The organism is Streptomyces sp. NPDC005805 (genome assembly GCF_040630445.1).
Lineage (GTDB): Bacteria > Actinomycetota > Actinomycetes > Streptomycetales > Streptomycetaceae > Streptomyces.
Window position 1 is genome coordinate 1 of the sequence record NZ_JBEXXN010000093.1, and the last position, 11,774, is coordinate 11,774.

General features: G+C 73.3%; 9 protein-coding genes. 7 read left to right on the top strand and 2 right to left on the bottom strand.

Translation table 11 applies throughout. The annotated features are described in order from the left end of the window. The first annotated feature begins 791 nt into the window (after positions 1-791). From ABZ457_RS29795 to ABZ457_RS29815, 5 genes are all read left to right on the top strand, one after another. Positions 792-1,517, top strand: a complete 726-nt coding sequence (locus ABZ457_RS29795) for an ABC transporter ATP-binding protein (protein ID WP_359163927.1) — start codon at positions 792-794, stop codon at positions 1,515-1,517. 184 nt (positions 1,518-1,701) lie between these two features. Next, entirely contained in the window at positions 1,702-4,251 is a 2,550-nt protein-coding gene (locus tag ABZ457_RS29800) for a sensor histidine kinase KdpD (protein WP_359163930.1), read from the top strand. Positions 4,252-4,357: 106 nt separating this feature from the next. Further along, positions 4,358-5,041, top strand: coding sequence for a response regulator (locus tag ABZ457_RS29805; RefSeq protein WP_359163933.1), 684 nt, complete (start codon positions 4,358-4,360; stop codon positions 5,039-5,041). A 47-nt stretch (positions 5,042-5,088) separates the two neighbouring features. Beyond that, positions 5,089-5,514: an OB-fold nucleic acid binding domain-containing protein gene (locus ABZ457_RS29810; protein ID WP_359163936.1), complete on the top strand. Its 426-nt coding sequence runs from the start codon at positions 5,089-5,091 to the stop codon at positions 5,512-5,514. A 3-nt stretch (positions 5,515-5,517) separates the two neighbouring features. Continuing rightward, the gene (locus ABZ457_RS29815) at positions 5,518-6,294 is read left to right on the top strand and encodes a DUF3159 domain-containing protein (RefSeq protein ID WP_359163939.1); all 777 of its coding nucleotides are present in this window, start codon (positions 5,518-5,520) and stop codon (positions 6,292-6,294) included. A 71-nt stretch (positions 6,295-6,365) separates the two neighbouring features. Here the strand turns inward: ABZ457_RS29815 and ABZ457_RS29820 are convergent, their stop codons facing one another. Next, positions 6,366-7,043 carry a TrkA family potassium uptake protein gene (locus ABZ457_RS29820; protein WP_359163942.1) on the bottom strand — a complete coding sequence of 226 codons (678 nt, stop codon included), beginning with the start codon at positions 7,041-7,043 and terminating at the stop codon, positions 6,366-6,368. Next, complete coding sequence (locus ABZ457_RS29825) at positions 7,043-7,711, bottom strand: TrkA family potassium uptake protein (protein WP_359163945.1); 669 nt, start codon at positions 7,709-7,711, stop codon at positions 7,043-7,045. The genes ABZ457_RS29820 and ABZ457_RS29825 overlap by 1 nt, the downstream gene beginning before the upstream one ends. A gap of 225 nt (positions 7,712-7,936) precedes the next feature. Between ABZ457_RS29825 and ABZ457_RS29830 the strand changes: the two genes are divergently transcribed. Then, positions 7,937-9,985, top strand: a complete 2,049-nt coding sequence (locus ABZ457_RS29830; protein ID WP_359163948.1) for an APC family permease — start codon at positions 7,937-7,939, stop codon at positions 9,983-9,985. Positions 9,986-10,185: 200 nt separating this feature from the next. Beyond that, positions 10,186-11,514, top strand: coding sequence for a class I SAM-dependent RNA methyltransferase (locus ABZ457_RS29835; protein WP_359163951.1), 1,329 nt, complete (start codon positions 10,186-10,188; stop codon positions 11,512-11,514). Positions 11,515-11,774 lie beyond the last annotated feature (260 nt).

Here is an 11,774-nt window from a genome sequence, read left to right on the forward strand (position 1 = left end):
GGCGGGTCGCCCGGCCCCGGGGGCCGCTGCCCCCGCTTCGGCGGCCCATCGCCCCGGCGCGCGGGCCGTCCCGTCCTCGCTGGCCCGCCCGGCGTGGGTCGTCCCGTCCTCGGGGGCCCGCCCTGCGCCTCGCGCCCGGCGCGGTCCGTCCCGTCCTCGTGGGCCGGCCGGCCCCCGGGGGCCGCTGCCCCCGCTTCGGCGGCCCATCGCCCCGGCGCGCGGGCCGTCCCGTCCTCGCTGGCCCGCCCGGCGTGGGTCGTCTCGTCCTCGCGGGCCGCCCCGGCGGGCGGGCCGTCCCGTCCTCGCTGGCCCGCCCGGCGTGGGCCGTCCCGTCCCCGCGGGCCCGCCCTGCGCCTCGCGCCCGGCGCGGTCCGTCCCGTCCCCGCGGGCCGGCCGGCCCCCGGGGGCCGCTGCACCGCTTCGGTGGCCCATCGCCCCGGCCCGGCGTGGGCCGGTCCCCGCTGGCCCGTCCGGCGTGGGCCGTCTCGTCCCCGCGGGCCCGCCCTGCGCCTCGCGCCCGGCGCGGTCCGGTCCCCGTGGGCCCGGTCGGTGTGGGTCGTCTCGTCCTCGCGGGCCGGCCCGGCGTGGGCCGGTCCCCGCTGGCCCGGTCGGCGTGGGCCGTCCCGTCCCCGCGGGCCGGCCCTGCGCCTCGCGCCCGGCGCGGTCCGGTCCCCGCTGGCCCGGTCGGTGTGCAAGGCGCCCGCGCGGTGCCGCGCCCCGCCGTTGCCTGGCTCACGCGGTCGCGCATAGTGTGCGGGCACACGATCCGGCGGGCACGGGGGGCTTCGCGTATGACCGAGAGCAGCAGCGCGCACGGCGGGGCCGCCGTCGTGGTGGAGGCCGCGCCGATGGTCCGGGTGGCGGGCGTGCACCGGTCGTACGGGAGCGGCGCGTCCGCCGTGCACGCCCTGCGCGGGGTCTCCTTCGACATCCCGCGGGGCGAACTCGTCGCCCTCAAGGGCCGCTCCGGTTCCGGCAAGACCACCCTGCTCAACCTCGTCGGCGGGCTCGACAGCCCCGACGGCGGCAGCATCCGGGTCGACGGCACCGAGCTGGCCGGGCTCGGGGAGGACGGGCTGCTCGCCCTGCGCCGCGACCGCATCGGCTTCGTCTTCCAGTCCTTCGGGCTGATCCCGATCCTGACCGCCGCCGAGAACGTCGGCGTCCCGCTGCGGCTGCGCAAGGCCGACCCGCGCGAGCGGGAGGAGCGCGTCGCCCTGATGCTCGCCCTCGTGGGGCTCGCCGACCACGCCGCCCAGCGGCCCGGGGAGCTGTCCGGCGGACAGCAGCAGCGCGTCGCCGTCGCCCGCGCCCTCGCCAACCGCCCCGCGCTCCTGATCGCGGACGAGCCGACCGGCCAGCTCGACGCCGAGACCGGGCTCGCGGTGATGGAGCTGCTGCGGGCCGTGGTCCGCAGCGAGGGCGTCACCGCGCTGGTCGCGACCCATGACGCCCAGCTCCTGGACCTGGCCGACCGGGTCCTCGAACTGCGCGACGGGAAGATCGCCGAGCAGTAGCCCCCGGCACCCGGGCCCCGTCCCGCCCCGCCCCGCGTCAGAATCCCGTCAAGGACGACCCCGCCCACCGGCCCGCGCCCCGGCCCACCCGCCCGCGGACGTAGTCTCGACTCCGCGCGGCCGCGAGACACGGACGCGCGGAGAACGGCCCCCGGAACACGGAAGCACGGAAGACACAGAGGCCATGGGACGCGGCAAGCTGCGGATCTACCTGGGCGCGGCGCCCGGCGTGGGCAAGACCTACGCCATGCTCTCCGAGGCCCAGCGCCGCATCGAACGCGGCACCGACTGCGTCATCGGCTACGTCGAGCACCACGACCGGCCCCGGACCCTGGCGCTGCTGCACGGGCTGGAGGAGGTCCCCCGCCGCGAGCTGACCCACGGCGGGGGCACGTACACCGAGATGGACGTCGAGGCCGTGATCGCCCGCCGTCCCGCCGTCGCCCTGGTCGACGAACTCGCCCACACCAACGTCCCCGGCTCCCGCAACGCCAAGCGCTGGCAGGACGTGGAGGAGCTGCTGGCGGCCGGGATCGACGTCATCTCGACCGTCAACATCCAGCACCTGGAGTCCCTCGGCGACGTCGTCCGCTCCATCACCGGCGTGCCCCAGCGGGAGACCGTGCCGGACGAGGCCGTACGCCGGGCCGAGCAGATCGAACTCGTCGACATGGCCCCGCAGGCCCTGCGCCGCCGTATGGCGCACGGCAACATCTACCGGCCCGACGAGGTCGACGCGGCCCTCTCCAACTACTTCCGCCCCGGCAACCTCACCGCCCTGCGCGAGCTGGCCCTGCTCTGGCTCGCCGACCGGGTGGACGAGTACCTCCAGCAGTACCGCGGCGAGCACAACATCCGCTCCACCTGGCAGGCCCGGGAGCGCATCGTCGTCGGGCTGACCGGCGGGCCCGAGGGCAGCACCCTGATCCGCCGGGCCTCCCGGATGGCCGCCAAGGGGGCCGGCGGGGAGATCCTCGCCGTGTACATCGCCCGCAGCGACGGCCTGACCTCCGCCTCCCCGAAGGAGCTGAGCGACCAGCGCACCCTGGTCGAGGACCTGGGCGGCACCTTCCACCACGTCATCGGCGACGACATACCGTCCGCGCTGCTGGAGTTCGCGCGCGGCGTCAACGCCACCCAGATCGTGCTGGGCTCCAGCCGCCGCAAGTCCTGGCAGTACCTCTTCGGCCCCGGCGTCGGCGCGAGCGTCGCCCGCGACTCGGGCCCCGACCTGGACGTGCACATCGTCACCCACGACGAGGCCGGCAAGGGCCGGGGGCTGCCCGGCGCCCGGGGCGCGCGCATCGGCCGCCCCCGCACCGTCGCCGCCTGGCTCGTCGGCGTCGCCGCGCCGGTGCTGCTCACCGTCGTCCTGCGGCACCTGGAGGACGGGCCCGGGCTCGCCAACGACGTGCTGCTCTTCCTCTTCCTGACGGTGATGGCGGCCCTGCTCGGCGGGCTGCTGCCCGCGCTCGCCTCGGCGGCCGCCGCGTCCCTGCTGCTGAACTACTTCTTCACGCCGCCGACGCACACCCTGGACATCGCCGAGCCGCAGAACCTGGTCGCCCTGCTGATCTTCTTCGCGGTGGCCGCCGCGGTCGCCTCCGTCGTCGGGATAGCGACCCGGCGCACCCACCAGGCGGCCCGGCTGCGCGCCGAGTCGGAGATCCTGTCCTTCCTCGCCGGCAGTGTGCTGCGCGGCGAGACCGCCCTCGACGCCCTGCTGGAGCGGGTCCGGGAGACCTTCGCCATGGAGTCCGTGGCCCTGCTGGAACGGGACGACGACCTCACCCCGTGGACCTGCACCGCCAGCGTCGGCCCGGCCCCCGCCGCCCGCCCCGACGACGCGGACGTGGACATGCCCGTCGGCGACCACATGGCCCTCGCCCTCTCCGGCCGGGTGCTCCCCGCCGAGGACCGGCGGGTGCTGGCCGCCTTCGCCACCCAGGCCGCCGTCGTCCTGGACCGGCAGCGCCTGGTGGGGGAGGCGGAGGCGGCCCGCGCCCTCGCCGAGGGCAACCGGATACGCACCGCCCTGCTCGCCGCCGTCAGCCACGACCTGCGCACCCCGCTCGCCGGGATCAAGGCGGCCGTCACCTCGCTCCGCTCCGACGACGTCGCCTGGTCCGAGGAGGACGAGTCCGAACTGCTCGCCGGGATCGAGCAGGGCGCCGACCGCCTCGACCACCTGGTGGGCAACCTCCTCGACATGTCCCGCCTCCAGACCGGCACGGTCACCCCGCTGATCCGGGAGACCTCCCTCGACGAGGTCATCCCCCTCGCGCTCGCGGGCGTGCCGCCGGAGAGCGTCGGCCTGGACATCCCCGAGTCCCTGCCGATGGTCGCCGTCGACCGGGGGCTGCTGGAGCGCGCGGTGGCCAACATCGTGGAGAACGCGGTCAAGTACAGCCCGCCCGGCGCGCCCGTGGCCGTCGCGGCCAGCGCCCTCGGCGACCGTGTCGAGCTGCGGGTCGTGGACCGGGGCGGCGGGGTGCCCGACGACGCCAAGGAGCGGATCTTCGAGCCGTTCCAGCGGTACGGGGACGCCCCGCGCGGCGCCGGCGTGGGCCTCGGGCTCGCCGTGGCCCGGGGCTTCGTGGAGGCGATGGGCGGGACGCTCACCGCCGAGGACACCCCCGGGGGCGGGATGACCATGGTCCTGGACCTGGTCGCGGTGCCCGGCCAGGGACGCGGGGGCGCCACCCCCGGGCTCCCGGCGGAGGCCGTGACATGAGCCCGGACCTGAGCCCGCCGCGCGGCCCCCGCCCGCGCCCCTGCCGAACCCCTCACCGCACCACCCCGCAGCGCGGAAACCCGCACCGAAGAAAGGCGGACCGGTCATGACCCGGGTGCTCGTGGTCGACGACGAGCCGCAGATCGTGCGCGCCCTCGTGATCAACCTGAAGGCGCGCAAGTACGAGGTGGACTCCGCCCACGACGGCGCGACCGCCCTCGAACTCGCCGGCGCCCGCCACCCCGACGTCGTCGTCCTCGACCTCGGCCTGCCGGACATGGACGGCGTCGACGTGATCCGCGGACTGCGCGGCTGGACCAGGGTGCCCGTGATCGTCCTCTCGGCCCGCCACTCCTCCGACGAGAAGGTCGAGGCCCTCGACGCGGGCGCCGACGACTACGTCACCAAGCCCTTCGGCATGGACGAGCTCCTCGCCCGGCTGCGCGCCGCCGTCCGCCGGGTCGAGCCGGCCGGCGGCGGGGAGGCGGAGGCCGTCGTGGAGAGCGGGACCTTCACCGTCGACCTCGCCGCGAAGAAGGTCCACCGCGACGGACGCGACATCCGGCTCACCCCCACCGAGTGGCATCTGCTGGAGGTGCTGGTCCGCAACACCGGCCGGCTGGTCAGCCAGAAGCAGCTCCTCCAGGAGGTCTGGGGCCCCTCCTACGGCACGGAGACCAACTATCTGCGGGTCTACATGGCCCAGCTCCGGCGGAAGCTGGAGGCCGACCCCTCGCACCCCCGGCACTTCGTCACCGAACCGGGCATGGGCTACCGCTTCGAACGTTGATACGGCCGATCTCGATGCGGTCGAGAAGGGGCCGGTAGGCTTTCCGTATGAGTGCCACACCCCGCTCCGGGAAGACGGCGCCGGGCGAGGGCACGGGCCGCCCGGCGGGCCGCTTCCGCCGTATGCTCGACCGGCTCGCGTCCTCGCAGCAGGACCTCGAATCCGCGGAACTCCAGGAGGACGCGCAGGCCACGGGCTGCACCCGGATCTGCGACTGCGGTGACCGGCAGATCGTCCGGGTCGCTGGTACCTTGCGCACGGTCACCCTGCGTCCACGGGCCGGGGTGCCCGCGCTGGAGGCGGAGCTCTTCGACGGCACGGCCCCGCTGGACGTCGTCTGGCTCGGCCGCCGTTCCATCGTGGGCATCGAACCGGGCCGGCGGCTGATCGCCTCCGGGCGGATCTCCATGAGCCACGGCCGCCGGGTGCTGTTCAATCCCAAATACGAACTCCGACCACTGGGACAGGAGTAGCCGGTGACGTCTGTCGACAAGCCGACCCCCACCCCCCACGACCCGCAGCAGGACGCGCCCGGCGCCCCGGCCGCCGGGCCCGACGACTCCAAGGCGGTCACGGAGGCGGCGCTGTTCGAGGCGTTCGGCGGCGTGCGCGGCATGGTGGAGACGGTCCTGCCGGGCCTGCTCTTCGTCACGATCTACACGATCAACAAGGACCTGAAGAGCGCCGCGATCGCGGCGCTGGCCATCTCCCTGGTGCTGGTCGTCGTCCGCCTGCTCCGCAGGGACACCGTCAAGCACGCCTTCAGCGGCGTCTTCGGCGTCGGCTTCGGTGTGGTCTTCGCGATGATGACGGGCGAGGCCAAGGACTTCTACCTGCCCGGCATGATCTACACGCTGGGCCTCGCCCTCGCGTACCTGATCACCGCCGCCGCCGGGGTCCCGCTCATCGGGCTGATCCTCGGGCCGGTGTTCAAGGAGAACCTCTCCTGGCGCACCCGCAACCCCGGCCGCAAGCGCGCCTACACCAAGGCCAGTTACGCCTGGGGCCTGATCCTGCTCGCCAAGTGCGCGATCCTCTTCCCGCTCTACTGGTGGGCCGACACCACCCAGCTCGGCTGGGTCCTGGTCGCGCTGAAGATCCCGCCGTTCCTGCTCGCCGTCTGGCTGACCTGGGTGTTCCTGGCGAAGGCGCCCGCGCCGATCGACGTGTTCGCCGAGATGGAGGCCGAGGAACGGGCCGAGAAGGAGCGCGAGGCCGCGGCGGCCGCGGCGCGGGAGACCCCGTCCTCCTGAACCGCTGAAGCGTGCGCGAGGGGCCCGGAACCGATCACGGTTCCGGGCCCCTCGGCGTTCACACGGCGCGGTCAGTCGTCCCCGGGCCCCCGGCGCACCGAGAGCAGCTCCTCCAGCTGCTCCTCCCGCGCCTGGGCGGCCACGAACAGCAGCTCGTCACCGGCCTCCAGGCTCTCCTCCTTGCTCGGGGTGAGCACCCGCGAACCGCGGATGATCGTCACCAGGGAGGTGTCCTGCGGCCAGTCCACCGCCCCGACCCGGGTCCCGGCGAGCGCCGACTCCGGGGGCAGCGTCAGCTCCACCAGGTTGGCGTCGCCGTGGCTGAAACGCAGCAGCCGGACCAGGTCGCCGACGCTCACCGCCTCCTCCACCAGCGCGGACATCAGACGCGGTGTGGACACCGCCACGTCCACGCCCCAGGACTCGTTGAAGAGCCACTCGTTCTTCGGGTTGTTCACCCGCGCGACCACCCGGGGCACCGCGTACTCGGTCTTCGCCAGCAGCGAGACCACCAGGTTCACCTTGTCGTCGCCGGTCGCCGCGATGACGACGTTGCAGCGCTGGAGCGCCGCCTCGTCCAGCGAGGTGATCTCGCAGGCGTCCGCCAGCAGCCACTCCGCCTGCGGCACCCGCTCCACCGAGATCGCGGTGGGCGCCTTGTCGATCAGCAGGACCTCGTGGCCGTTCTCCAGCAGCTCGCCCGCGATGGACCGGCCGACCGCGCCCGCGCCCGCAATAGCCACCCGCATCAGTGACCGCCCTCCTCGGGGCCCTCGGCGAAGGCCGCCTCGACCTTCCCGATCTCCTCCGTACGCATCATCACGTGCACCAGGTCGCCGTCCTGGAGGACGGTCGCCGAGGTCGGCAGGATCGCCTCGCCGAGCCGGGTGAGATACGCGACGCGGACGCCCGTCTCCTCCTGCAGCCGGCTGATCCGGTGCCCGATCCACGCCGGCGAGGTGTGCACCTCGGCCAGCTGCACGGCACCGCTCGGATCGCGCCACAGCGGCTCCGCGCCCGACGGCAGCAGCCGCCGCAGCATCTGGTCGGCCGTCCAGCGGACCGTGGCCACGGTCGGGATGCCGAGACGCTGGTAGACCTCGGCGCGGCGCGGGTCGTAGATCCGGGCGGCGACGTTCTCGATGCCGAACATCTCGCGCGCCACCCGGGCCGCGATGATGTTGGAATTGTCACCGCTGCTGACCGCGGCGAAGGCGCCCGCGTCCTCGATCCCCGCCTCGCGCAGGGTGTCCTGGTCGAAGCCGACGCCGGTGACGCGCCGGCCCCCGAACCCCGATCCCAGGCGGCGGAAGGCGGTGGGGTCCCGGTCGACGACGGCGACCGTGTGCCCCTGCTGCTCCAGGGTCTGTGCGAGAGTGGCCCCCACGCGCCCGCACCCCATGATGACGATGTGCACGACCGTCCTTCCGGCTGTCTCGAAATCCCTCACGCGTCCGAAGCCCCCAAGGGTCTCAGACCACGGGACCAGCTAAGCACGCACGGCAGCGGGTGCACCGCCCGTGGTGGCGGGGTGCCGTTGCGTCAGGACCCGACAGGAATCCGCCAAGGGACCCGACAGGAATCCGTTAAGGCAAGGGTGGTGAGTGGGTTCGGCTCATTTCGAACGCTTACGATCCTCTCCGTGTCCAAACTGACCGACCTGCCCAAACGGATTCTGATCGGCCGGGCCCTGCGCAGCGACAGACTCGGGGAGACCCTCCTCCCGAAGCGCATCGCACTCCCCGTCTTCGCCTCCGACCCGCTGTCCTCCGTGGCGTACGCACCGGGCGAAGTCCTGCTGGTCCTGTCCATCGCGGGTGTGTCGGCCTACCACTTCAGTCCCTGGATCGCCGCGGCCGTCGTGGTCCTGATGTTCACCGTCGTCGCCTCGTACCGCCAGAACGTGCACGCCTACCCGAGCGGCGGCGGGGACTACGAGGTGGCCAACACCAACCTCGGCCCCAAGGCCGGCCTCACCGTCGCCAGCGCCCTGCTCGTCGACTACGTGCTCACCGTCGCCGTCTCCATCTCCGCCGGTGTGGAGAACCTCGGCTCCGCGGTCGACTTCGTCGTCGAGCACAAGGTCCTCAGCGCCACCGTGATAATCGTGCTGCTGACGCTGATGAACCTGCGCGGCGTCCGGGAGTCCGGCAAGCTCTTCGCCATCCCCACCTACGTCTTCGTCGGCGCGGTCTTCCTGATGATCGCCTGGGGCGCGTTCCGGGGCCTCGTCCTCGACGACACCATGCGCGCCCCGACCGCCGAGTACGAGATCAAACCGGAGCACCCCGGACTCGCCGGCTTCGCCCTGGTCTTCCTGCTGCTGCGGGCCTTCTCCTCCGGCTGCGCCGCGCTCACCGGCGTCGAGGCGATCAGCAACGGCGTCCCCGCCTTCCGCAAGCCCAAGAGCCGGAACGCGGCCACCACCCTGCTGCTCATGGGCGGCCTCGCGGTCACCATGTTCTGCGGCATCATCGGCCTCGCCATGGCCAGCCACGTGAAGATGGCCGAGTACCCGGCGAAGGACCTCTTCCGCGACGGCGTTCCGGTCGGCCCGGAGTACGTCCAGCACCCGGTGATCTCCCAGGTCGCGGCGGCCGTCTTCGGCGACGGCACCTTCTTCTTCGTCCTGCTGGCGGTGGCCACCGCGCTGGTGCTCTTCCTCGCCGCGAACACCGCGTACAACGGCTTCCCGCTGCTCGGCTCGATCCTCGCCCAGGACCGCTATCTGCCCCGCCAGCTCCACACCCGCGGCGACCGCCTCGCCTTCTCCAACGGCATCGTGCTGCTGGCCGGTGCGGCGATCCTGCTGGTGTGGATCTACGACGCCGACTCGACCCGGCTGATCCAGCTCTACATCGTCGGCGTCTTCGTCTCCTTCACCCTGAGCCAGACCGGCATGGTCCGGCACTGGAACCGGCATCTGAGGACCGAGCGCAACAAGGCCAAGCGCCGGCACATGATCCGCTCCCGGGCGATCAACGCCTTCGGCGCGTTCTTCACCGGGCTGGTGCTGGTCGTCGTCCTCGCCACCAAGTTCACGCACGGCGCGTGGGTCGCGCTGCTCGGCATGGTCATCTTCTTCGGGACGATGACCGCGATCCGCAAGCACTACGACCGGGTCTCGGACGAGATCGCCGCCCCCGACGAGCCCGCCGACGACACCGTGCGCCCCTCCCGGGTCCACTCCATCGTCCTGGTCTCCAAGGTCCACCGCCCCACCTTGCGGGCCCTGTCGTACGCGCAGCTGATGCGCTCCGACAAGCTGGAGGCGCTCAGCGTCAACGTCGACGCCGACGAGACGCGGGCGCTGCGGGAGGAGTGGGAGCGGCGGGGCATCAACGTCCCGCTGAAGGTCCTGGACTCCCCGTACCGCGAGATCACCCGCCCGGTGATCGAGTACGTGAAGAGCCTGCGGCGGGAAAGCCCGCGGGACGCGGTGAGCGTGATCATCCCGGAGTACGTGGTGGGCCACTGGTACGAGCACCTGCTCCACAACCAGAGCGCGCTGCGGCTCAAGGGCCGGCTGCTGTTCACCCCGGGGATCATGGTGACCTCGGTGCCGTACCAGCTGGAGTCCTCCGAGGCGGCGAAGCGCCGCGCCCGCAAGCGGGCGAACTGGAGCGCGCCGGGCGCGGTGCGGCGGGGGCCGGTGGACCGGCGGCCGAAGGAGCCGAGCGGGAAGGGGTGAGGGGGCGGGGCGGGGCCCGCTCGGTCTGGTCCGGGCCCTCGGTCTGTTCAGGTCCGGCCCGGTCCGGTCGGCCCGGTGGGCGGTCTCGGGGACGTCCGCGCGGCCGTAGACTGGTGGGTCGTTGTCGTGACGGCGGCGTCCGCCCCCGCGACCCCGTACCCTCCCGACCTCCCGCCCCCGAACTCTGGAGCCACCCCCTCATGCCGAACGCACCCGAGACGTCGCTGGTCGGGGAGGAGTACGAGGTCGAGGTCGGCCCCGTCGCCCACGGCGGCCACTGCATCGCCCGCACGGACGGCGGCCGTGTGCTCTTCGTCCGCCACGCGCTGCCGGGGGAGAAGGTCGTCGCCCGCGTCACCGAGGGCGAGCAGGACTCCCGCTTCCTGCGGGCCGACGCGGTGACCGTCCTCGACGCCTCCAAGGACCGCGTCGAGGCGCCCTGCCCGTTCTCCGGGCCGGGCAAGTGCGGCGGCTGCGACTGGCAGCACGCCAAGCCGGGCGCGCAGCGCCGCTTCAAGGGCGAGGTGATCGCGGAGCAGCTCCAGCGGCTGGCGGGCCTCACCCCGGAGGAGGCGGGCTGGGACGGCACCGTGATGCCCGCGCCGGGCGACAAGGTCCCGGCCGGCGAGGTCCCGGCCTGGCGCACCCGCGTCCAGTACGCGATCGACGCGGAGGGCCGGGCGGGTCTGCGCAAGCACCGCTCGCACGAGGTCCAGCCGGTCGACCACTGCATGATCGCGGCCCCGGGCGTGACGGAACTGGGCATCGAGAAGCAGGACTGGCCGCAGATGGCGTCGGTGGAGGCGATCGCGGCGACCGGCTCGCACGACCGCCAGGTCGTCCTGACCCCGCGCCCCGGCGGCCGGCTGCCGCTGGTCGAACTCGACAAGCCGGTGTCCGTGCTGCGGGTCGAGGAGCGCGACGGCTCGGTGCACCGGGTGCACGGCCGCGCCTTCGTCCGCGAGCGGGCGGACGACCGCACCTACCGGGTGGGCATGGGCGGCTTCTGGCAGGTCCACCCCCAGGCGGCGGACCTCCTGGTCCAGGCCGTGATGCAGGGCCTGCTGCCGCGCAAGGGCGACATGGCGCTCGACCTCTACTGCGGCGTCGGCCTCTTCGCGGGCGCGATCGCCGACCGGGTGGGCGAGAAGGGCGCGGTCCTCGGCATCGAGTCCGGCAAGCGCGCGGTGGAGGACGCCCGCCACAACCTCCAGCACTTCGACCGCGTCCGCATCGAACAGGGCAAGGTGGAGTCCGCCCTGCCGCGCACGGGCATCACGGACGTGGACATCATCGTCCTGGACCCGCCCCGCGCGGGCGCCGGCAAGCAGACCGTCCGCCACCTCGCGGGCCTCGGCGCCCGCCGCATCGCCTACGTCGCCTGCGACCCGGCGGCGCTGGCCCGCGACCTGGCGTACTTCCGTGAGTCGGGCTACCGGCCGCGGACGCTGCGGGCGTTCGACCTGTTTCCGATGACGCATCATGTGGAGTGCGTGGCGATCCTTGAACCTGCCGAAAAGGGCCGCTGACCTGGCGTTTCTCCGAGTGTGCGTTATGGGCGTTACGTGCGTTAGGTGCGATATCTGACGCACGTGACGCACGTTCGACGCACGAACGGGGTGGTTTCTGATAGGTCGTCATGCGCGCTTGGCGGCCGCCGGGTGGAGTCCTCGGCTGTGGGGCGGTGGGCATCTGGGTCTGGTGCACGATCGGGTGACATCTGAACTGGCTTGCCCTGTGAGGCAGGTGGGAAGGATGTCGCTGTGCCCAAGCCCTATCCGGAAGAGTT

What these genes read in the sequence shown, in the direction of transcription:
- ABZ457_RS29795 (WP_359163927.1), top strand. Translation starts at nt 792, where the DNA reads ATGACCGAGAGCAGCAGCGCGCACGGCGGGGCCGCCGTCGTGGTGGAG.
- ABZ457_RS29800 (WP_359163930.1), top strand. Translation starts at nt 1,702, where the DNA reads ATGGGACGCGGCAAGCTGCGGATCTACCTGGGCGCGGCGCCCGGCGTG.
- ABZ457_RS29805 (WP_359163933.1), top strand. Translation starts at nt 4,358, where the DNA reads ATGACCCGGGTGCTCGTGGTCGACGACGAGCCGCAGATCGTGCGCGCC.
- ABZ457_RS29810 (WP_359163936.1), top strand. Translation starts at nt 5,089, where the DNA reads ATGAGTGCCACACCCCGCTCCGGGAAGACGGCGCCGGGCGAGGGCACG.
- ABZ457_RS29820 (WP_359163942.1), bottom strand. Translation starts at nt 7,043, where the DNA reads ATGCGGGTGGCTATTGCGGGCGCGGGCGCGGTCGGCCGGTCCATCGCG.
- ABZ457_RS29835 (WP_359163951.1), top strand. Translation starts at nt 10,186, where the DNA reads ATGCCGAACGCACCCGAGACGTCGCTGGTCGGGGAGGAGTACGAGGTC.